Source organism: Bacillus sp. BML-BC051, assembly GCF_019656175.1.
In the GTDB taxonomy this organism is placed as follows: Bacteria; Bacillota; Bacilli; order Bacillales; family Bacillaceae_G; genus Bacillus_A; species Bacillus_A mobilis.
The window spans coordinates 1-23,997 of the sequence record NZ_BPLI01000058.1 but is presented as its reverse complement, the minus strand read 5'-3'; the positions used below and the strand labels follow the sequence as shown (position 1 = coordinate 23,997).

Annotated in this window: 18 protein-coding genes, 1 riboswitch and 2 other annotated features (1 of these 21 only partly in view); of the genes, 3 read left to right on the top strand and 15 right to left on the bottom strand. The window is 35.0% G+C overall.

Translation table 11 applies throughout. The features are described 5' to 3' along the window. Positions 1-49, bottom strand: a binding site (T-box leader) (it extends 174 nt beyond the left edge of the window). 37 nt (positions 50-86) lie between these two features. Beyond that, positions 87-310: a binding site (T-box leader), on the bottom strand. A 124-nt stretch (positions 311-434) separates the two neighbouring features. The 3 genes from K5S59_RS22130 to K5S59_RS22120 form a co-directional block, all read right to left on the bottom strand. Further along, positions 435-1,142, bottom strand: coding sequence for a pseudouridine synthase (locus K5S59_RS22130; RefSeq protein ID WP_001222159.1), 708 nt, complete (start codon positions 1,140-1,142; stop codon positions 435-437). A 186-nt stretch (positions 1,143-1,328) separates the two neighbouring features. Continuing rightward, entirely contained in the window at positions 1,329-1,949 is a 621-nt protein-coding gene (locus K5S59_RS22125) for a YdbC family protein (protein ID WP_098239504.1), read from the bottom strand. A gap of 193 nt (positions 1,950-2,142) precedes the next feature. After that, complete coding sequence (locus tag K5S59_RS22120; protein WP_002071661.1) at positions 2,143-2,517, bottom strand: hypothetical protein; 375 nt, start codon at positions 2,515-2,517, stop codon at positions 2,143-2,145. Positions 2,518-2,644: 127 nt separating this feature from the next. Between K5S59_RS22120 and K5S59_RS22115 the strand changes: the two genes are divergently transcribed. Both K5S59_RS22115 and K5S59_RS22110 read left to right on the top strand, forming a co-directional pair. Then, a complete protein-coding gene (locus K5S59_RS22115; RefSeq protein WP_000732312.1) occupies positions 2,645-3,220 on the top strand; it encodes a hypothetical protein in 576 nt (191 codons plus the stop codon). Positions 3,221-3,428: 208 nt separating this feature from the next. Then, positions 3,429-3,548: riboswitch (glycine riboswitch) on the top strand. 107 nt (positions 3,549-3,655) lie between these two features. Next, a complete protein-coding gene (locus K5S59_RS22110; protein WP_120450128.1) occupies positions 3,656-5,023 on the top strand; it encodes an alanine/glycine:cation symporter family protein in 1,368 nt (455 codons plus the stop codon). Between the two features lie 47 nt (positions 5,024-5,070). Here the strand turns inward: K5S59_RS22110 and K5S59_RS22105 are convergent, their stop codons facing one another. Then, a complete protein-coding gene (locus K5S59_RS22105) occupies positions 5,071-5,601 on the bottom strand; it encodes a DinB family protein (protein ID WP_000666443.1) in 531 nt (176 codons plus the stop codon). A gap of 14 nt (positions 5,602-5,615) precedes the next feature. Beyond that, positions 5,616-6,383, bottom strand: a complete 768-nt coding sequence (locus tag K5S59_RS22100) for a DUF3891 family protein (protein ID WP_120450127.1) — start codon at positions 6,381-6,383, stop codon at positions 5,616-5,618. 205 nt (positions 6,384-6,588) lie between these two features. On the opposite strand from K5S59_RS22100, the gene K5S59_RS22095 reads away from it, so the two are divergent. Beyond that, complete coding sequence (locus K5S59_RS22095; RefSeq protein WP_001043907.1) at positions 6,589-6,861, top strand: HU family DNA-binding protein; 273 nt, start codon at positions 6,589-6,591, stop codon at positions 6,859-6,861. A 42-nt stretch (positions 6,862-6,903) separates the two neighbouring features. Here K5S59_RS22095 and K5S59_RS22090 read toward each other — a convergent pair whose 3' ends face one another. The 10 genes from K5S59_RS22090 to K5S59_RS22045 form a co-directional block, all read right to left on the bottom strand. Continuing rightward, positions 6,904-7,443: a hypothetical protein gene (locus K5S59_RS22090; protein WP_000959139.1), complete on the bottom strand. Its 540-nt coding sequence runs from the start codon at positions 7,441-7,443 to the stop codon at positions 6,904-6,906. Positions 7,444-7,478: 35 nt separating this feature from the next. Next, positions 7,479-8,228 (bottom strand): 4'-phosphopantetheinyl transferase Sfp, encoded by a 750-nt coding sequence (sfp, locus tag K5S59_RS22085; RefSeq protein ID WP_120450125.1) that lies wholly within the window; start codon positions 8,226-8,228, stop codon positions 7,479-7,481. Between the two features lie 67 nt (positions 8,229-8,295). After that, positions 8,296-9,735: an MDR family MFS transporter gene (locus K5S59_RS22080; protein ID WP_000659964.1), complete on the bottom strand. Its 1,440-nt coding sequence runs from the start codon at positions 9,733-9,735 to the stop codon at positions 8,296-8,298. After that, a complete protein-coding gene (locus K5S59_RS22075; protein ID WP_000184069.1) occupies positions 9,735-9,959 on the bottom strand; it encodes an MbtH family protein in 225 nt (74 codons plus the stop codon). The genes K5S59_RS22080 and K5S59_RS22075 overlap by 1 nt, the downstream gene beginning before the upstream one ends. Further along, the gene (locus tag K5S59_RS22070) at positions 9,956-17,113 is read right to left on the bottom strand and encodes an amino acid adenylation domain-containing protein (RefSeq protein WP_120450123.1); all 7,158 of its coding nucleotides are present in this window, start codon (positions 17,111-17,113) and stop codon (positions 9,956-9,958) included. The genes K5S59_RS22075 and K5S59_RS22070 overlap by 4 nt, the downstream gene beginning before the upstream one ends. Before the next feature lie 31 nt (positions 17,114-17,144). Beyond that, positions 17,145-18,038 (bottom strand): isochorismatase, encoded by an 894-nt coding sequence (gene dhbB / locus K5S59_RS22065; protein WP_220784089.1) that lies wholly within the window; start codon positions 18,036-18,038, stop codon positions 17,145-17,147. Between the two features lie 30 nt (positions 18,039-18,068). Next, positions 18,069-19,685 (bottom strand): (2,3-dihydroxybenzoyl)adenylate synthase, encoded by a 1,617-nt coding sequence (locus K5S59_RS22060; RefSeq protein WP_098872186.1) that lies wholly within the window; start codon positions 19,683-19,685, stop codon positions 18,069-18,071. A gap of 12 nt (positions 19,686-19,697) precedes the next feature. Beyond that, the gene (gene dhbC / locus K5S59_RS22055; protein WP_120450121.1) at positions 19,698-20,897 is read right to left on the bottom strand and encodes an isochorismate synthase DhbC; all 1,200 of its coding nucleotides are present in this window, start codon (positions 20,895-20,897) and stop codon (positions 19,698-19,700) included. Between the two features lie 25 nt (positions 20,898-20,922). Next, positions 20,923-21,708, bottom strand: a complete 786-nt coding sequence (gene dhbA / locus K5S59_RS22050; protein ID WP_098872184.1) for a 2,3-dihydro-2,3-dihydroxybenzoate dehydrogenase — start codon at positions 21,706-21,708, stop codon at positions 20,923-20,925. A 633-nt stretch (positions 21,709-22,341) separates the two neighbouring features. After that, complete coding sequence (locus K5S59_RS22045; protein WP_000749494.1) at positions 22,342-23,544, bottom strand: L-lactate MFS transporter; 1,203 nt, start codon at positions 23,542-23,544, stop codon at positions 22,342-22,344. Positions 23,545-23,997: the final 453 nt, after the last annotated feature.

The window sequence follows — 23,997 nt, the reverse complement described above, 5'->3', positions numbered from 1 at the left end:
TCTCTGTATAACCGGGTAAAATAACTCGTGTCCTTTTCTTCGCTTATTATGAAATTGAATGCAAAAAAGCATATTCATCCCTAAAAATTAGGGACGAATATGCTTATATTCGTGGTTCCACCCAGATTCCCATCACAAAAAACATAATGGCTTCTTTTGCGATAACGTCGCTTACACGGCACTAGATACTTAATTTCCCTAGTGCAGCTCTAAGGTGGTAAGTCATTTTTCTGCGTTAGGAAGTTCTCAGCTTTCCTTCCTTCTCTGTATAACCGGATAAAATAACTCGTGTCCTTTTCTTTGCTTTTATAAGTACATCCATTAATTGTTATTTACTATATCCTATTCATTTTATTATTGCAAGTGTTTAAAAAAGTTTTTTTATTTAATAAAAAAAGAAACCAAAATAGATTTTTGGTTTCCCCTTCTCAATTTTACCAATCTTGTGGTTCGTAATTTAAGTCTGAAAATAGACGTCGTTTCTCTTTCTTCGATAAATCTCTCCACTGTCCAACAGGTAAATTATTCAATTCAATATTCATAATTCTCGTACGTTTTAACGTGTATACTTGATAACCTAAAGCTTCACACATACGACGAATTTGGCGATTTAGCCCTTGTGTTAAAATAATGTTGAACTCATATTTTGATAACTGTGTGATCTCACAAGGAAGTGTTTTCGTTCCTAAAATCTTCACACCAGCTGCCATTTTTTCTAAGAAATCAGGTGTAATTGGCTTATCTACTGAAACGATATATTCTTTCTCATGTTTGTTTTCAGCACGTAAAATTTCATTAACGATATCACCATCATTCGTTAACAAAATTAAACCGTCCGAGTCTTTATCAAGACGTCCAATGTGACTAATTCGTAATGGATGATTCACTAAATCGATAATGTTACCTTTTACAGCTTTTTCACTTGTACATGTAATACCTACTGGTTTATTTAAAGCAATATATACATGATCTCGAGCAATACGAAGTTGCTCTCCATTTACGCGTACATCATCACCTGGATTGACTTGGTCACCAATTTTTGCAACCTTACCGTTAATAATTACTCTTCTCTCATTAATTAATTTATCTGCTCCACGTCGAGACGCTTTTCCAGCTTCACTAATAAATTTATTGATACGCAAATTAGGCACATCCTTTTCTAAACAAAATTTCAAGCTCACACTGCTTCTACCGTACAATACAAAAGGGTAAGCCTTCTATTATAACTTAAATATATTAACATGAAAGGGTATATAACGTCTTCTATTAATTACTCGTTTATAAGAAAATGTCTTTATTATACATTCATTTATGCACGTATTGTACACTTAATATACAAGCCACTCTTCCTTACATATAGCTTGTTTACCTCTTATGTCTTTTAAATCCTCATGAATATTAGCTAGTTTATACAGCTCATGGAAAATCTCTTCTACATAATTTCGATGCGCCATTTCATCTTTCCAATAAGTTAACACTATGTAACGATTTTCAGTTTTTAAAGACTTCCCAACTACTCCACCTATCATCCCGTTTGCTTTTTCCATTCCTTTATTCCAAATTGTTTCTTGTTTATGTAAGAAATACTTTTCCTTTCCCACCTTTACATCACATATAGCAACTCTTACGAATTTTCCTTTTGTAACAACATCTTTCAAAGGCATATCAGTTATATCATACAACGTTTGAAACAATTCAATTTCACATGAAAGAAACGTATCCTCTTGATTACTATTTACATAAATTATATCGTGTGCACCATTCATAAATGATTGATATGCTCTTCTATCTTCCCATAAAGTAAATACACACGCCTCATTTTCATTCCAACCACCAAATTGTCCATGAAATCCATCTAGATGCTGTATATCACGCCATTTTTCTTGTGCGATTGAAAATAACTCTTTTTTCTCTTCTTCCACTTTACAGTAGATTGTTTTTAGTATCATTTTTAATTCCCCCTTATTCTATAATTTATATTCCACTTACAACTATTAGTTTACATAATATTTTTATGATCTCTTTAGTATTCCTTATCCACATATAGAACTAATCATATTTATCACTACATCTATCAAACCATCTATCCGTTTTTATTTCAAATAATTCTGAATCAAAAGAAAAGATGTACTCCGTAACGAATTACATCTTTTTCTTATCTCCCTTATTCACCTTTTGCTCAAATAAATAATACGTTAGTTCTCCCGGATAATGTATTACAGTTACATTCCTCTCCCCTTTTTTAAAACTAACAGTATGCCCGTTTTCCCCTAAGTTCTCCCATCCACTTGCCTTTGTAATAGGCATTACACTTATATATTTATAATCCTCTTTCTTATCATCGTTAATATGGATTGCTGACATTGGTACTGGAAAATCTTCAATTTTAGATTCTTTGTCTAAATATATAAGTGTAAATAAACCAACTAATAACACAGCTGTTGAAATATTTGAAACTAGTTTTCTTCTATTCATTTTCACTAAAAACCCTCTCTTCTCACATATAACTTTCATCATTTTACTAATATTAATTATTTATGTATAGAAAAAACATAATTAAAATCAATTCCAGACTATTTTCTCTACCATTAACAATATTATTGTTATATATTACAATTAAAAGATTTTTTGGAGGTATTACCCGTTGAAGAAATTATTTTTTAATAAATGGACAATAGCTATTTCTATTTTTATTATTACCTGTACGATTTTCTACGCAACTAAAGATAAAAATAATAACGCAAAAACTACCGTAGAAACAGTTGATACAAAAAGTTTTAAAACTAAATTACAACCAAAAATTGATGAATTAACTACAAATTATAATGACATAATCGAAAAAGATTGGTTGCCTGCCTGGGAAGAAATTAACACGAACGGAGATTCAGTAGACAGAGATAAACTATTAGTCACAATGACTGCTATTTCCAAACAATACGAAAAAATTATGAACGAAATAGACACTCTGAAAATTAAAGAAAACATATCGGAAGTACAAATACAAGAACAACTAATTTATTTCACAACTGAATTTAAGACTGCTTCTAAATTTATGAAAAACGCAGCAGATTTAATTATAGACGGAGCAAATAACTCTACTCGATCCAATGAAACAATTGAAAATACTAAACATGCTTTAGGGCTTGCAGATCAACATATTGTCATCGCTTTATCTACGTTAACTGAAGTTGAAGTTAAGTTAAGACTTGCAAAAAAATAAAACTGGTTACTATTTTAAAATAAAAAAAGATTGCATTTCACATTTTGTCTGTCTATAATATTTTTATTGATTTACAATCAATGTTCTTATAATTTTTATAATTCGGATGAACCATTCAGGAGAAGATCAATTGATCTACCGACGGGGCAAAAAGTTGTACAACCAACTTTGAAACTCTCAGGTCTTGGTTACAAGTAGAACTGCATGGGGACGAATCTCTGGAGAGACTCCCTCTCGCTTTATATAGCGCAGAGGAAAACGAGCACCGAAGGAGCAAATCCGCTACTATAGCGGATAATCTCTCAGGTAAAAGGACAGAGACAAGCGAAAGAAAAAGCCGATTTGTATCGGTTTATTTTTCTATCCCTTGTTTCTCCAGAGACCATTTCATTTACTTGAAGTGGTTTTTATTTTTTCTAAAAAAGGAGAATACAGATGGAGACAGTAAGTACAGTATTAGAACAAATCAATCACTATGTGTGGGGATTACCAACATTGTTGTTACTCGTTGGTACTGGTATCATTCTCACAGTGCGTTTAAAAGGTTTACAATTTAGTAAACTATTATACGCTCACAAACTAGCATTTAAAAAATCAGAAGATACATCTTCCTCTGGAGATATTAGCCACTTCCAAGCTCTTATGACAGCTATGGCGGCAACGATTGGAATGGGAAATATAGCCGGTGTTGCAACTGCTGTGACGATTGGTGGACCAGGTGCAATCTTTTGGATGTGGATTACCGCGTTATTCGGTATGGCAACAAAGTATGCGGAAGCAATTCTTGCGGTGAAATACCGAGTTAGTAATGAAAATGGTGAATATTCAGGTGGACCAATGTACTATTTAGAACGTGGTTTAGGCAAGAAATGGCTTGCTGTTTTATTCGCTATATTCGGTACAACTGCTTCTTTCGGTATCGGTAATATGGTGCAATCTAACTCAGTTGCAGAGGCAATGCGAATTAATTTCTCTTTCCCCCCTGCTTTAACTGGTATATTCATGTCGTTTTTAATTGCTATTGTTATTTTAGGTGGCGTTAAAAAAATTGGGAAAGTGACAGGATATATTGTTCCTATTAAAGCTTTCTTTTATATCATTGCTGGTCTTATTATTATTTTCTATCACTACGATCAAATTCCAGAAGCATTTTCACTTATTTTTTCTGGTGCGTTTACTGGTACTGCAGCTGCTGGAGGTTTTATCGGTGCAACAGTTGCATCAGCTATTCAAATCGGAATGGCGCGCGGTGTATTTGCGAACGAAGCTGGTTTAGGGAGCGCACCTATTGCAGCAGCGGCTGCAAAAACAGATTCGCCTGCAAAACAAGCTTTAGTTTCAATGACTGGTACTTTTCTAGATACATTTATTGTATGTACTATTACAGGACTTGTATTAATTACTACAGGTGCATGGAAGTCAGGAAAAACCGGTGTTGAAGCTACAACATTAGCATTCCAATCTGTATTTGGTACTGCAGGTAGTATGATTCTCGGTATCGCGATTATATTATTTGCCTACTCTACTATTTTAGGATGGTCGTATTACGGAGAGAAATGCGTGGCTTATTTATTTGGAGAAAGTGCCGTTAAATATTATAAAGCAATCTTTATCGTCATGATTGCAATTGGTGCAAATTTAAAATTAGGTATCGTATGGACATTTGCTGATATTGCAAATGGACTTATGGCAATTCCAAACTTAATTGGCCTGATTGGATTAAGTGGTATTGTTGTATCTGAAACGAATCGCTTTTTACAAGCAGAGAAATTGAAAGAAAATCATAAAAAACAGGCAAGTTAATCACTAAAAAAAGAATGGCTTATCTATAATAACCATTCTTTTTTTCTCTATTTCAATTCCTTTCCCTTTTGCACCATATGTAAATACAGCACAAAATCCGTCATTGTCGATGAATGACCAAGTTGACGAATCATTGCTGTTATATTTCCTCTATGATATGTCCCATGATTTACGACATGTTGTACTAACTCTAAAATTGAAGTTTCTAATTTCCCTGCATATGGATTCTCGATAACAAACACAGCATTCACGTCTTGTATTGTATTTAAAAAGTCTTTATATTGATTTACCATGTTTTCAAACATTTTTTCTAATTCATATAACGATTTATTTTCAATTTGTGTTCGTAAAATTTCTCGGTCTTGTATTGCTTCATTCATACTTTTACCATGCAATATGTGTAACCACACTTGATCTGTAATATACATATGTGCAAAAGTATCCTTAATTGATGGAAATACACTCTGTATCTGTTCATTAATAATAGTCTCATAGTTTGGTAATTCTTTTAGTCGATTGATTAATCGTATATTAGCCCAAGCATGGTAATCCACCTGTTTTAACATGTACTCTTTCAATCAAAATCGCCCCCCTATTGTATGAAATGAATGGTATGTTTCTTCACTTTTGATTCTCTATCAGCCTTTACAATTCCTTTTTCTTCAATTTCACGTTTATTTATAGTTTTATATTTTACATACGTATGAAATTCAGTTTGAAATGGAAACGGTGTAATCCGAATTGTTTCCTCATCTACCCATTCAGCTTGAATAGTTTTCCCTTCTTTACTATTAAACATTTCTGTTCCTTCAAAACCATCTTTAAACAAATCAATTTCATTTTCCTTTTCTACACCAGGTTTATTCATACATACATATAAAGAAAGTTCATCGCAAAATTTTAATAATCTATAATGTTTATCGAACATCGCAAATTGTTCTTTTGTTAACGTTTTCAATATTCTTTTTTGTCGTTCCAATTCCCCTGTATAAAATGACATCATCTCTTCATCTTCCTCATTTAATGGAAATGATAAAAAATGTTTACTACAAAGTAATGCTCCGTATGGATTTGAATCTTCAATTTCATTCAAACCAATCTTATAAAAAACAAATCGTAATGAACTTGGACAGTCCATAAATGTATATGGGATATTTTTAGCATCATTCAAAATTGGAACTTTATCAAGTTCTATCCATCCTCTATCATGCTCATATATTGCATCAATAGCCGCTTTTAAATATTCGTCATCTTCAAAAAAATCTTCTTTTATATACTTCGCAATTTCCCCAGCTAAAAAACCGTGATCATGTTGACGAATTAATATACTTTCTTTCTCATCTTTTTCACGAAAAATCATCTGTATACTCCCCCTCATCCTCATATTACATTGTTTTCTATGCATCAATTCTTAATTAATCCCTAATTATTAGCAGGGATTCAGTTTCTTGCAACGAAATTAACATAACTATATAGCATTCTTTCTAACAATATAAATAGCTTTATCTTTACTATCCATTATACTAAATCATTCATTCCAAAAAATTTTTTTATGAGGTGAAAACATGAACAAAACAGAATTAATTAAAAATGTAGCACAATCAGCTGATATTTCTCAAAAGGATGCTTCTGCAGCTGTACAATCTGTTTTTGACACAATTGCTACTGCATTACAATCTGGCGATAAAGTTCAATTGATTGGCTTTGGAACTTTTGAAGTGCGCGAAAGGTCTGCTCGTACAGGACGTAACCCACAAACTGGCGAAGAAATTCAAATCGCTGCTGGTAAAGTGCCAGCATTTAAAGCGGGTAAAGAGTTAAAAGAAGCTGTGAAATAAACAAGAAACCAGCCTATAAAATGGCTGGTTTTTTGTTTTCTATTAAAGCAGAGTTTTTATATTCTCTGCATGATACACTTCACAAATATAAAATATACATTTGCAGTTACTTACAATTTGATATTTTCTAGTTGGATACACATTCGCCGTAACAGAGCATCCATCAAACAATTCAATAATATTTCCAGATGGCTGATATCCTTCATATAATACGTTCCTTCTTACCTCCATCTTTTCTATAAGTTTTTCAACTGGAATGTTTCCCCTCTCTAACTCACACTTTATTGTATTTGGTAAAAACGAAGTATCGGCAAAAATGAGATTTTCAGATAATACTTTTCCTTTATAACTAACATTGGATACACGGTAAAGAAATGTTCCGTTTTTATCAAAAAAATTCTTTGCTTCTTTCGGGATGTACTGTCTATCAAGTACCTCTTGTTCGAGAACATCAAACTGAACTGTATCATTCAAAAGCTTTTCTAAAGCATGAATAGATGATGTATCTCCAGAAAATAAAATATTTTTAATTGCTTGTACATTATAAGTGAATTCATTTGTTCTATTTTCCGCTACTAACATGAGGAACACCTCTTCTATAAGATTTTTTATTTAGCTTATTTATAATTTAAAAGCGCTACTGCATCTAACTGTGTGATTTCAATTACTGCTTTACTAAATATTGCAATTGAAGCCATATAATCTACACTCGGCCTTATATCTGCTATCATTGTATTTTCTACTAATTCTTGCCTATCCTTAAAAACTAACAAATTTGGAGAATCATTTGGAGCCGATACAGTAATATGTACTGGCGGAATCATTAGTCCTTCACCTGTCGCTTTTAGTACTGCTTCTTTTCGGGTCCAATATGTTAAAAAACCTTCTATTTTCTTTTCATTAGGTAATTTCATAATTTGCGCTATTTCAATGTCCGTTAATACACCCTCTGCCATTTTCATAACATCTACATTTGGATTCATTTGTTCAACATCAACGCCTACAGGCGCAGATTTAGTAAATGCAACAACAACCCACTCACCTGAATGTGAAACAGATAACTGCGGCATGCCTTCTGGTAATTGTGGTCTACCATGTTGTAACTTACATACTGGGCATATTCGACTAATCGGTACTTGAACAGGTGAAATAGAAAGTATTTGCCCAAGAACTAATCTACTAATTACACAACCTATTATAAAACGGACACGATCTGTCGAGTGGTGATAAGAATTTGCTTTCTCTCGTTCAACGTCATTTAGTAAATTGTAATGCCATGATTGTAAATCTGAAATTCTTGCCCACCATATTTGACAATCATTCTCACTAAGAGTTGGTACAGAATCTACAAATTTACTCTCTATCATGTAAACTCTCTCCTTCTAACAAACAATATCATTTTATTTCAAAAGATTATTATTATTTTATAACTTATTAATTTACAACTTCTTTCTCTTTTTGTAATACAGGTAACGGCTTTTTCTTCTTCTTTGACATTATCTCTTTATCAGAAATACGTAAAGAAAATAGTAATGCTACGAGTAAAAATAGTGCAGATCCAATTAACGCAGCTTGATACGGCAAGAAATCTGCCTGTGTATGATTCTGTATTTCATTACTTCCAAACCCAGATAATATGCTAGCTAATACAGCAACTCCTATTGCTGAACCTAATCGATTTTGCACATTGAATATAGTCGTTGCTCTTCCCATAGAAGGTGGCATTATATTGTTAAATGCAGAAAATTGAACTGCACCGACAGACTGACCTAAGAAAATACCGATACCAAACAATAATGCCCGTATTTGCCATGGATTCGTATCGTGATTTACAAAACTTAATAAAACAAAGATAACCGCTGTACAAGCTAATCCAATAGAAATTACCTTGCGAGCTCCTAATTTCTTATATGACCATGGTACAATCTGTGACGATATCATTAATCCAATCGCCTCTGGGAATGTCGTAAGACCTGATTCCAGTGCGGAAACTCCTATTACATTTTGATACATAAGCGGAAAAACAAATAACATTCCTAGTAAACCAGCGGATGAAAACAATGAAATTAGACTCATTTTTCTAAAGACTGGTTCTTTTAATAAGCGTAAATCTAACATCGGTTGCTGTACTTTAAGTTCAACAATGATAAACAATGTAATGAATATAATCCCAGCTATTCCAGTACATATAATCTCTGGAGAATCCCAGCCTTTTGATGGACCTTGGCTAAGTGCATAGATAAGCATCGCAAATCCTGGTGCTGAAAGAACAAAACCGAGAGAATCAAAGCGACCAGCTGATTTTTCAATATGCTCTTTTAAAAATAGTAGACCGAATAGTAACGCTACGATTCCAAACGGTACATTAATATAAAATGCCCAGCGCCAAGACATTTGATCTACAAAAAAACCGCCAATAATTGGTCCTACTGCCGGTGCGACAGCAATTGGCAACACAATAAACCGTGAAATTTTCGGCCTTTCCTCTGGTGAAAATGTTCGGAATAACATTGCCATCCCAACTGGTGTTAAAAGCCCCCCACCAGCACCTTGCATGATACGAAATATATTCAATGAAGTAATATCGTTTGCTACTCCGCATAATGCAGACGCAGTTGTAAATACGAAAAGAGCTGTTAGAAATACTCTTTTCGTACCGAAGCGATCTCCTAACCAACCAGAAATCGGAATAAAAACAGCTAAGCTAACTAAATACCCAACATTAACTGTCCCCATCGCAGATGGAGGAACTTGTAATTCTTTACTTATCGTTTGCAGTGCTACATTCACAATTGTTGCATCCATCGCAGCCATAAACATCGCTGTTATATATACGATACTTACAACTAGTTTTGGATTTATTTTTTCCTTCATTATCGTTTTCCTACTAATATTTTTTCGCCAACTTGATTACTTTTTGGATTCAAATCTTCCCAGTTATTTTCAACATATTGTAAACAATCATTCCTACTAGCCTCTTCATGTACGACATTCCAACCAATAGGTACATCGAGAAAGACAGGCCAGAGAGAATACTGACCCTCCTCATTTTTTAATACTTTATATGTGTAATTATCATTTTCGAATGGATTCGTCATACTGTACTTACCCCTTTCTTATCCTGCAAATATTTCGCTAATACTTGTCCAATTTCTGTAAGTGGTCCTGGTTGACATAAATCTTTATGTCTACAATCAATATCGTGTTGCACAATTTCCCCGTCTAAATAATTTAGCCACGTATTTGGAGAAATAGGATCAAACCAGTCTGGTATAACAGTAGATCTAAAGAATAAAATATCTCCGTTATAAACTTTCGGTACATATTTCCCTAACAATCCTACCGAATTTACATACGTTTCTTTCAAATTCAAAATCGTCTCTTCTTCAAGACTTGCTAATGCACTTCCATCTTTACGAAGTATTTCTGCTGCACTTTCCATCGTAAGTGGTTTACCATCCATGTTATCTGGATCATATCCACCTAAAGCAAGTAAGGCGATTAATGCTTCTTCTTCAGTAGGTGCTTCCGTATTCGGTAAGAAGTGACCAGGATAAGAATCTAGCATAACGAGTAATTCTACTTCTTCCCCTTCATTTTGCAGTTGCGCCGCCATTGCATGCACAACATTTCCTCCGAGCGACCAACCGAGTATACGATATGGTCCGTGAGGCTGTACTTCACGAACGTGTTTTAAATAATCCGCCGCCATCTCCTCTAAACTTTTTGGAAGTTCTTCATTTTTAGCGATACCGCGTGCTTGGACACCGTAGATTGGATAATCTGTTCCTAAAGATTTCATAAGTCCTGCATAGCACCAACTTAATCCACCTGCTGGGTGTACACAAAATAGTGGCAATTGGTCTCCGCTTGCTCGTAATGGAAGCAACACATCAAGTGCACTTTGACTATTTCCCATTTCAAGTCTTTCTGCAAGCCCTGCAACAGTAGGTGCTGCAAATAAAGTTCCAATATTTAATTCCACTCCAAGCGCTTCTTTAATTCGGCTCATAAGCTGCACCGCAAGAAGTGAATGACCACCAAGATCAAAGAATCCGTCATCAATTCCAATTTGAGGTACACTTAAAATCTCTGTAAATAAGTCACATAACATTTCTTCTTGCGGTGTTCTTGGTCCACGACTAGAAGATGATGCGATAAATTCTGGAGCTGGCAATGCCTTTCTATCTAATTTACCGTTTGGAGTTAAAGGTAACTCATTTACTACTACAAAAGCGTATGGAACCATGTAATCTGGTAAACTACCTCCAGCATACTGACGCATATCATTCGTATCAATCATTTCATGATTAGATGCGACGATATAAGATACTAATCGTTTATCCCCTGGTTGATCTTCCCGTACAATAACGGCTACTTGCTCAACTTTAGGGTGTTTCATTATAACCGCTTCTATTTCCCCTAATTCAATTCGGAATCCACGAATTTTTATTTGGTGATCTGCACGCCCTATATAATCTAGCGTCCCATCTTTACGCCAACGAGCTAAGTCTCCTGTACGATACATTCTTGTACCTGGCTTACCAAATGGATCTGCGATAAAGCGTTCTGCAGTTAAGCCCGCTCTTCCTAAATAACCACGAGCAAGCCCAGCACCTGCAACATACATTTCTCCCACTACTCCAGGTGGCACTGGTTGTAAATAGTTGTCTAATACGTATACTTTAAGGTCTGGTATACTGCAACCAATTAAACTATTCGCGCGTAAAGAAACAATATTCTCATCTAACTCAATATAACTAACATGTACTGTCGTCTCTGTAATACCGTACATATTAATAAGCTTTGGTGCGTTATGAGGATGTCGACTATACCAATCTTCTAATCGACTTAGCTCAAGTGCTTCTCCTCCAAAAACAACGTATCGTAAAGATAATGTTTGACTAATCTCTTCATTTTCACGATCTGCTTGCATCAATTGATAGAACGCTGATGGTGTTTGGTTTAAAACAGTAACCTTTTCCTTAACAAGAAGTTGTAAAAATTCTTTCGGCGAACGACTTACAGTATGTGGTACTACGACTAGACGCCCTCCATATAATAAAGGTCCCCAAATTTCCCAAACCGAGAAATCAAAAGCATAGGAATGGAACATCGTCCAAACATCGTTCGCGTCAAACTGGAACCAATGATCAGTTGCTCCTAAAAGTCTTACTACGTTTTGATGAGGTATCATAACGCCTTTCGGTCTACCTGTTGAACCTGACGTATAAATAACGTAAGCAATATGTGAAGGCAATATTGGCTTCATACGCTCCATTTCATCAATATTTTCTTCACTATATTTCTCAATCTCTTTTATTATTTTTATATCATCAACTAAAATTTTCAGTTCCTCATCACATTCAATTTCCACATCTGAATTTGTTAAAACACATGATGGTTTCGCATCATGGAGCATAAATGAAATACGTTCAGACGGGTAATCTGGATCTAATGGAAGATAGCCTGCTCCTGCTTTAAGAACCGCAAGTAAACTCACAACCATATTTAAAGATCTCGGCATTGCTAATGCAACAAGTTGATCAGGACCGACCCCTTTTGCTATTAGCAATCGAGCTATTTTATTCGCTTTTTTATTCAATTCTTCATAAGTTAATTTTTCATCTTCAAAGACGACAGCAATAGAATTTGGATTTATATAAGCCTGTTTTTCAAATAATTGTGGTATTGTCATTTCTGGTACAATTTGAAAACCACCATTCCACTTTTCTAACACTGTATTTTTCTCTGCCAAAGTTAATATTTCTAATCTACCAATTGATTGATCCTGATTTTTCGCCGCATCGTCTAATAATAGAATGTATCTTTCTATTAATTTTTGAACCGTTTCACGTTTATATAAGTCAGTACTAAACTCTAACAATCCATGTAAGCCATTTGGCGTACCATCAACTCCGTTACTCTCGCTAATTTCAAATGTTAAATCAAATTTCGCAGAGCCAACGCTTTGAATTTCAAGGCTCGCTTCTATATCCGGAGCATCAAAGGTTGCTTCTGGCGTATTTTGGAAAGCTAACATAACTTGAAACAGCGGATGACTATTTCGAGTACGTACTGGATTTAACACTTCAACGAGTCGTTCGAATGGAATATCTTGATTTTCATAAGCTGCAAGATTTGACTGCTTCACTCTATTCAATAATTCTTTAAAGCTTGGATCTCCTGATGTATTTGTACGTAACACTAATGTATTTACAAATAAACCGACAATATCAGAGAGAGCATCATCGTTTCTTCCAGCAATTGGACTTCCGATTGGTATATCAGTACCTGCACCTAATCTTGTAAATAGTGCACTAAGTCCTGCTTGCAACACCATAAACAAACTAACTCCGTTTTTCCGTGCAAGCTCTACTAACCTACTATGCATGCCTGCATCTATTTTAAAATGAATTGTTTCTCCTCGGTAACTCGTTTCAATTGGACGCTGGTAATCTGTAGGTAACTCCAATTGATCTGGTAAACCCTTTAGCTCTTGTTTCCAAAAATCTAATTGTGTTGAAATGAGACTCTCTCGTGTTGTTTCATCACCTAGCAATTTCTGTTGCCAAAGGGCATAATCTGCGTATTGAACTGGAAGTGTCTCCAGCTGTACTCTGTCACCTTGACATCGCGCTTTATATGCCGTTGTAAAATCTCTCGTTAACGGTTGTAATGACCAGCCATCCCCTACAATATGGTGCAATAGAATTAGCAATACATGTTCGTTTTCATTCACTGTAAATAGTTGCAAACGAACTGCTGGTTCAACATCGAGGTTAAAGCTATATCTTACCGCCTCTGCAAGCACACTTTCTAATTCATCTTTACACGTTCTTGTTACAATCATTTCTAAATTTAAATTTTCCATATCTAAAATTTTCTGATAGGAACTACCTAATACGTTAGGGAAAATTGTTCTAAGCGTTTCATGTTTCTCAATTACATCATAAAGGGCACCTTGCAATGCTTCCTCATTCAACTTTCCAGTCAAACGAATGACTAACGGAATATTATAAGTAGGGCTTGGACCTTCTAAACAATTTAAGAACCATAACCTACGCTGTGCAAATGAAAGTGGAACTTCACTTGGTCTACTTACTTTCTTAATAGCTGGTCGTGCATTTTTTGCTTGATCCAATTGCTTCGCTAGTTCAGCAACAGTTGGCGATTCAAATAGTTTTCCAATTCCTAATTCAACACTTAACGTTTCACGAATTCTTGCCATTAAACGAGATGCAAGAAGTGAATGGCCTCCCATTTCAAAGAAATTATCGTCTATACTAATACGAGAAACACCAAGTACTCCTGCAAATAAATCACATAATATTTCTTCTTTCGGATTTCTAGCAACTCTCTCCTTGTTCATTTCATTAAAATCAGGAGCGGGTAATTTCTTTCTATCAACCTTTCCATTTGGTGTTAATGGTAATTCTTCTAACAACACAAACGCTGATGGTACCATATAATTCGCTAAACTTTCTGAAACATAAGATCGAATTTCTGCAAAGTTAATTGTATCCTTCTCTTCAGCAACGATATACGCAATAATTCGTTTATCATTCGGGCGATCTTCTCGTACCATTACTACTGCTTGTTTAATATTTTCATGTCGTTGTAATACCATTTCAATTTCAGCTAATTCAATTCGGAAACCACGGATTTTTATTTGATGATCTGCTCGGCTCACGTATTCCAGCACACCATCGTTACGCCATTTCACAAGATCACCTGTGCGGTACATGCGCTTCCCTCGTTCTCCAAAAGGATTTGCAACAAATCGTTCCGCCGTTAACTCTGGTTTTCTTAAATATCCGTTTGCAAGTCCTTCACCCGCGATATATAATTCACCAATTACTCCAGGTGGAACTGGTTGTAATCCTGCATCTAATACATACACGTCTGTACTCCAAATCGGTTTTCCAATAGAAGGTATACCAATTTCATTTTCGTCGATGTTCTTGAAAGTAGACCAAATAGTCGTTTCAGTAGGTCCATATAAGTTTGTAATAGAGCAACCTAATTCTTTTAATGTATTTGCTAAATGAGCTGGAAGTGCTTCACCACCAACGAGCGCTTTTAGCCCTTGTAGTCTCTCTGGATATTCCGTTACTAACGCCTGCCAAAGCGTTGGTGTAGCTTGCATAATTGTCGCTCTTTCTTCTTGTAACAATGCCGTTAACGCAGAAGGTTCTTGAATTACTTCTTTTTGTGCGATTGTTAAACTTGCACCACTAATAAGAGGTAAATAAATTTCTAGTGCAGAAATATCAAACGCAAACGTGGTAACTGCTACTAAATGATCATTTTCATTTAATGAAAACATATCGTCCATAGCCAATAAAAAGTTACTTAAAGCTCTCATAGGAACAATTACACCTTTTGGATTTCCCGTTGATCCTGAAGTGTAAATTGTATACGCAGGCTTTAAAAGTGATTCATCTTTCCTAAATGGTAGATTCATATGAGAATATGCTTTTAATGCTAGTTCTGTTTCTTCTCGATCTAATTCGATTTTTTTTATATCATTTTCTATAACTAAAGTAGATGAAACAGATGAATGTGTGATGATATAAATTGGTTTTGCATCATTTACTATATAATTTATCCGCTCAGCTGGATATTCTGGATCTATCGGTAAATACGCTGCACCAGCCTTTAAAACTGCTAGCATGCTAACTACCATTTCTATTGATCTTGGAAACACTAAAGCTACAAACTGATTTGACCCTATTCCTTCTTCTACTAAATAGTGCGCTAGTTCATTCGCCCGTTCATTTAGCTCTTTATACGTAAGGTTTACTCCGTTACACGTAACCGCTATTTTATTTTGATTTTTTTGTACTTGTTTTTCAAATAATATAGGTAGAGAGATTAACTTATCAGCTTCCTTAGTTTCATTCCATTCCAATAAAACTTTATGATTTTCTTCAGGAAGAGTAATGTTTATGCTTCCAATCGACGCGTCTTTTTGATATGAACTTATCATTAATTCTAATACATTCATAAATCTCTCTTTTTGCAGCGTTAGTTCCGCGCCATTATATACTTCCGGATTCGCATCAAAATGAATCATTAACTCATTTTCATCGAAACTTTTATAAACATTTATCGATAAATCATCGACAGGTCCTGCTGATAAATTATGTGTAATACCACGATTCCCAGCAAAGTTAAGCCCATAATCAAAAGGCATAACATTCACTAACGGTCCGAATAACCTTTGATTTTCACCTAGTAACTTTAAGTCTCTTCTTAATTCCTCATGACGGTATTTATGATGACGACGTACGTCTCGAATTTCTTTAGAAACTTGCTTTAATAATTCCGCAAGAGTTATATTTGGAGTTACTGTGAGACGAAGCGGTACTAAATTCATTACCATACTCGGTGTATAAATAGATGCTGAACCTAGGCGCCCCATCATCGGTAAACCTAAAACAATATCATTTGCACCTGTTAATTTATGCATATAAATACTTGTTACAGCGACAATAAATTCTGGCCAACTTGTTAAGGAAACATTAATATCTTCTAATAAAATTTTCGTGCTAGATCTGGATAAATAAGCTGTTTCTCGTAAAAATCCATTTGATGTTCTCGGCGCTCGTTCTGCTAAGCTTACAACTTCTGGTTCATCTGTAAACTTCTCTAACCAAAAAGTACGATCTTCCTGAAATTGTTTCGACTCACGATATTCAATATCTTCTTGTACAATCTTTGAAAGAGAACCAAATGGCTTCCCTTTCTTATTTGTTTCTTCTATTAGAGATGTATACTCTTTCGCTACCTTTTGGCTAAGAAGTGAAAATCCATAGCCATCCATCACAATGTGATGGATGCGCTGATACCAAAAGAAACGATTATTTTCAACTTGAATAAGTGCTTCAGTAAATAATGTATCTGTTTTCAAATCGACTGGCATAGATAAATCATTTTTCATCCATAATTTAGCAGCTTCTTCAGGATTTTCTTCTTTACGAACATCAATAAAATGCATATGAAACTGTAATTCTTCAATAACTTGCCATGGTCCCATTTCATCCTCTTCGAAACGAACATGTAGTGTTTCTGCTTCTGTTACAACTTTACGTACTGCTAATTCAAAAATATCTTGATTAATATTTCCGTTTATTTCTACATATTCCCCAGTATTATAAATCGGATTCAACGGATCTAATTGCTGTGCAAACCACATACCAGTCTGCGCAGATGATAATGAATGACGAACCTTTTGACTATTAGGCATTCTTTACTACCCCTTTATTATGTAGTCTATATTAAAGTACATGTTCTGTTTGCGGAGATAATAAGCGGTACCAATCGACAACGGTTGGGTTCTCTGCTAAATCTGAAAAAGTGATTTCTTTTCCTTCGCGACGCCACTTCTCTACTAGACTCATAATTCTGACCGAATCGAGTCCTCTATTTAATAAATCTTCATCAGTTTCAACACTTTCTACTGGTTCACGAAGTAATTGTGCAACTAGTTCATGTACTTCCTGTAAAGTGATCCCTTCACTCTTATCGCCTTTTACATTTTGTAAATCTTTTAATAGTAAGTTGGTTGATGTCGTCACTGCACATCTATTAGATGCATACTCTAATGCTTGTTTATGATGCTCTAATGAAAAATCAGCAACTGCATCTGCTACAAAGAACGGCTCTATACCATCCATAAACGCTTCACAAGCTGTTAAAAGGCAGCCAATATGCGCATAAATACCGCAAATAATAAGTTGATCTCTTCCTTGCTCATTTAAAATTTCTAATAGATTTGTCTTTTTAAATGCACTATATCTCCATTTTGTTAAGAATATATCATTCTCATCAGGAGTAAGTTCATCGACAATTTTCTTTTTATCTGGTCCAGCAGGAATACCATCACCCCAGAAGTCTTGTAATAACCCTCGTTGTTCTAACGTTTGTCCACCTGGTTGTGCTGTATAAACAACTGGTATACCAAGTTCCTTACATCTTTCTCTTATCACCTTAATATTTGAAATGAGTTCTACTTTCGGTGACTCTTTATCGCTATATGCATCAAGAAAATATTCTTGCATGTCATGGATTAAAAGAACCGCACGTTTTGGATCTGGCGTCCAGTTCACTTTATTTTTTGGTAGTTCTGATTCAACTGGCATTTTGTATACTGAAATAGATGGGATAGCCATCTAATCACTTCCTTCCAATTTTTATATTCTTTATCGTTTTACGGTAATAAGCTTTTCAGCAATGACTTTACGTAATTCTTTTTTGCTTACCTTTCCAACACCTGTTTGCGGGAATGATTCAATAAATTCAATTCGATCTGGAATTTTATAAGCAGCTATACCACGTTCTCTTAAAAACATTTTTAATTCACTTACTGTCGGAGCTTGTCCGCGAGCTATAACAAATGCACAAGTACGTTCTCCTAAATAATCGTCAGGCATTGATACAATTGCAACATCATGTACTGCATCATGTGCTAATAGATGATTTTCAACCTCTTCCGCAGCAACTTTCTCACCACCACGGTTAATTTGATCTTTATCCCTACCTTCTACAATGATGTAGCCTTGTTCATTTACTTTCACAAGATCACCTGTACGATAAAATCCATCTTCTGTAAATGAACGTGCATTATGCTCTTCCGCTTTATAATAACCACGAATTGTATATGGTCCTCTTGTTAATAAACTTCCTACTTCACCAACTTTTACATCGTTATCATTTTCATCAACAACCCTTACTTCGTCGTATGTAGACATCGGTCTACCTTGTGTATGAATGATGATTTCTTCAGGATCATTTAATCTTGTGTAATTTACTAAACCTTCTGCCATACCGAACACTTGCTGTAACGTACATCCAAATGTAGGGCGTATACGCTTTGCAACCTCAGCGCCAAATTTCGCACCTCCGACTTGAATCACTTCTAGGCTCGATAAATCGTTATTACGAGAAGATGCAGCATCAAGCCAGATCATTGCTAATGGCGGAACGAGAGCAGTAATCGTAACTTTTTCTTTTTCTATAAGAGCAAATGCCTCGTCTGGACTACCTCCATTTGCCAACACTACTTTTCCACCCGCATAGAAAGTTCCAAATGTCCCTGGAGAACTCATCGGGTAATTGTGTGCTACTGGAAGAACTGCCATATAGACGCTATCCGTATTCAAATTACAAATTTCAGCGCTAACACGTAAACTATAAATATAGTCATCATGTGTTCTAGGAATTAATTTAGAAAGTCCTGTTGTCCCTCCTGACAATTGAAGAAACGCAACATCACTTGGCTGAACTTCTGGTAATGGAATGGAATCTATATACAGATCACTTATGTTCACAAACTCTTCTTCTTCTCCTACTACAATTACATGTTGTAAAGTTGGCACTTTCTCTTTCACTTCTCTTGCTAGTTTTCGATAATCAAAGCCGAGGGCCTTATCTGAAATAACATATGCACTCGCCTCACCAAATTCACAAAAATAACTAATTTCACTGCTTCGATGCGAAGGTAGTGCAAAGACAGGAAGTGCTCCAATTCGAAATAGCGCAAAACATATTTCGAAAAACTCGATAACGTTAGGTAATTGGATTACAACTCTATCCTCTTGCTTTATTCCTAAGTTCAGTAAACCTGACGCTAAGCGATCTACTTTTTTATCAAGCTCACTATACGTTATATGCGTATTACCACTTACAACCGCAATTTGATCTCCATATTTTTCAGCCCGCTCTCTTAACATCCCGCCAAATGTTTCACCAAGCCAACACCCTTCCTCTCGATAGTGATCGGCAAATTCTTTTGGCCACTTTGTATAACCTGTTAACATTCTTTCTTCCCCCTATTTTTCATTCAATGAATTATCACTTAAACCTAGAGCCTTCAGCATTGTTTGGAACTTAGCTGATGTTTCTGCTAACTCATCTTCTGGTTTTGACTCAGCAACAACTCCCGCTCCTGCAAATAGTCGAAGTGTATTTTCTTGCACTTCAGCACAACGAATTGTAACAATCCATTCACCATCTCCATTTAAATCGCTCCACCCTAGCATTCCTGTAAAGAATTCACGGTCAAATGGCTCAATTTTTTGAATGGCCTCTCTCGCTTCTTCCATAGACGTTCCGCAAACTGCTGGCGTAGGATGAAGTGCAATTGCTAATTCTAAAGAAGTAGTATTCGGATCCTTTAGTTCACCTTTCACTTCAGTAGACAAATGCCACATCGCTTCACTATGAATAACAGATGGTTTTTCTGGAACATGTAATGTGTGACAGTATGGGCGAAGCGCAGCAGCAACCGCTTCTACTACTACCGCATGTTCATGTAAATCTTTTGGTGAAGAAATTAATTCCTTTGCTCTTCTCTTATCTTCCACTGAATCATCACTACGTGGTCTTGAACCAGCTAACGGATTAGAAATAACTTGCATACCATTACGTGAAACGAGTAATTCAGGACTTGCTCCAATTAATGTTTTATTACACTCGTTTTCATCTTCCGGTAAATTCACAGCAAATGTATAACCGTGGTTATTATGCTCTGCTAATTCTCGAAGAAGTTTTTGCTTATTAATCTTTTTGGAAGATTTAACATCTAACGATCTAGATAGAACGATTTTCTTTAAATCTCCGTTTTGTATTTTTTCAATTCCTTGCTTCACACCATTCATATACACTTCCGGATCTGGTATAGGCGTCATTTCAAATGTTAAGTTTTCATTTGTTTCAAGCTGATTTGTTGTATCTAATTGTAATCGTTCAGATATTCTGCTATATTCTGGTACGATAAGTTGCACTTCTTTTCTGCGATCAAATGGCAAAGCACCGACAACGATAGGATTCGGATTTCCAGCTTGTTTTGCATTACGTAATACTGCCTGTACTAGTTCTGGAAAACTTTCAATTTCACGATGTTTTACTGTAGTAAACTCTCCTTCTGTCAATATCGTTCGAGTTGGTGAAGCAAAAAAGAATGAAGATTCAGTCTTATAATCTTCTAATAATTGTTCTGACAGTTCCTTTACAGCCGTAAGTTCATTCATAGTATAGTAGCCCCCTATTTTTTTATTAAACGCCTAATGTAGCTCCGCCATCGACACATAAATTGTGCATTGTAATGTGACTTGCTTTATCTGAAGCTAAAAACAATACCGCTTCGGCAATTTCTGAAGGCTTTGCAATTTTTTGTAATGGTATACCAAGTCTATATGTACTTTGAGAACCAGCAATGATATTTTTTGCTCCATTCTCATCTGCCCATAGTAAGCGTTGCATTTCAGTTTCAGTTGAACCTGGAGAAACTAAGTTACAGCGAATGTTACATGCTGCAAGTTCTAATCCTAAACACTTCATAAACATCGTCGTTGCAGCTTTGGATGCCGCGTACGCAGCCATCTCCATTCTCGGGGTATTTGCTGCATTTGAACCAACTGTAACAATTGCCCCTGACTTTCTTTGCATCATGTACTTACTTACCGCTCGTGACATATAGAAAACTCCTGTAGAATTTACAGAGAATGTTTTATTCCAATCTTCATCACTTAAAGAGTGAATTGCTCCCATACGTAAAACCCCTGCAACATTTACTAATATATCTATCGGCGCTATATCATTTTCAATACTGTTTACCATATCTTTAACAGCGGTACTATCACTCACATCTAAACGAAACGTTTTCAAGCGTGTTTCATTTAATTCATTTTGATTTAAGAGTACGTTTAACCCTTCTTCATTTTGATCAGCCGCAATAACTGTAGCTCCTCTTTCTAAAAACATTTTGGCAACAACACTACCTATACCTTGGGCTGCACCTGTTACTAAAACCGTTTTCCCATCAAATTCCCCTAAGTTCATTTCCTCTATCCTTTCATTTGAAAATTAATCTAATTAAACAAATAATGATAACGATTATCATTATCAATGTAAAAAATAATACACTTACTAAACTAATTGGTCAAGTGTACTTTTCATCAAAATATTATTCATTGATAATGTTTTTCATTTAATATTCTTACATCGAAATGATAATCTTTCTCAATAAACTTGTCAACCTATTTTTATTTTTCAGACAAAATATTTTAGTGATTCTCAATACAATTACATCTAAAAGCAATAATAAGTACCTACATTACACATTTAAACTCCTTTTTTGTAAAATTGAAGAAGATAAACTGTAGATACCTTCATTTACAAAGCCTTATCAAAAACTCAAGTATATATTTTCTCAACATTTTTCTGAAAATATCGAGAAAATATATCTTGCAATTACTGATGTATGTCTTGTTTATAATTTAAGATTTAATACATATTTCGAATATAATGTATTACTTTTAATATTCCAATATAATCCAAATGAGTGTTTCACTCACTTTTTTTGTCTCAAATGATCCCAAAGATTATATAACCTCGTTAGAATAATTCATAAAAAAGCACCCTATTTAATAGGATGCTTTTTCGTAATCATAGTGTGATAGACGATTTATATACTTATGCTACGCTGCGATACTCATCTTCTCGCTCTTTTTTCTGCTTAGGTGCTTGAATTACAATTGCTATAATAAATGACACGACACATAATACGCCGATCACCATAAAGGTTGGTTTGAATCCACCCAGAAGTGCACCGATAAAGGAACCTGCAAGCGCTCCAAATCCAAATCCTTGATACACAATTCCGTAGTTCTTACTATGGTTTTTCATACCATAGAAATCACCGACGATAGCTGGGAAAATAGTGATATTTCCACCAAAGCAAAATGCTACACTTGCTACACATACGAAGTAAATACCATAATTTAAATCTATGAAACTTAGAACTAAGACTGAACTTGCCATAACAACAAAAGTACCAGTAACGATTTTTAAACGACCGATTTTATCTGATAACGGTCCTAAAATAATACGACCTAATGTATTGAAGATTGCAACCATAGCCACCGCATTAGCTGCTGTCGCTGCGCTAAGTCCTACAAGTTGAACACCAATATCTTTTACCATACCAATTAAGTATAAGCCACTCATACATGATGTAAATAACATTATAAATAATAAGTATACTTGTTTTGTGCCTAACATTTCTTTCGTTGTATATTCATGAGTTTTTGTTTCATGAACCGCACCTTGATCAGCAGCTTGATGGATTAAACAAGCTCCAAGGACAATCATAGCTGTAACAATTAAACCCCAGTATATAAACGCTTGTGATACGCCAACTGATTCAATTAACTGTGCGTTAACGTATTTAAAGATTAAGCTACCTGAACCATATGCAGAGACAGAAATTCCAGCAATTAAACCTTTACGCTTTGGAAACCACTTTATTAAATTGGATAGTGAAGTGATATATGCTGTACCATCTGCATAACCTACAACAACTCCTGCTAGTACATACAGCAATATTAATGAAGAAGCTTGTGAACTAAGTACTAACCCAAGTCCTAATGCCAGTCCAGCTATCATAATAAGTTTACGAAGTCCCCATTTTTCTTGCAATTTACTTGCAAATAAAGTTGAAAATGCTAAGGAAAGACTAGTAATTGAGAAAGTTATAGCAACTGCGTTAAGACTCCAACCGTATTTGCTAACTAAAGGCTGATTGAATAAACTCCATGTATATATTGTTCCAAGCCCCATTTGTACGATGACTGTGCCAAGGACAACCAGCCATGGATTAACATTTGATTTTTTCATACCTTCCCGCCTCCTCTTTCTATTTCAATGCTTTTCGCTAAATTTACTTTTTTTATGTTCATATTGACCACCTCTTTTGATTTAACACCTTCATTGTATAAGATGTTCCCGCTTATGTAAGCACTTACAAGACAGAGCGTCAAAAATATGGAATCAGTTACAGAAAACGAAGGACGAAATACAAAAAAAGAATTATTAAATACGTAAGTAGCTATTATCATGTTTTACATCCGTATGACTTACAGCTGTTTTATCCTCTTCTTTTATAAAAATTATTTCTCAAGTTATATCATAGCTAGATTACAAAATTTTGATTTTCCTATACAAAGAGAAAAAAATGATTTTTACACTACGATGCACTTTATTTTTTATAAAATAAAAAAATATTTTATTGATAAACAAAACTAAATATTCACTAATATATCTATACGTGGTTTAATATATATAATAAAA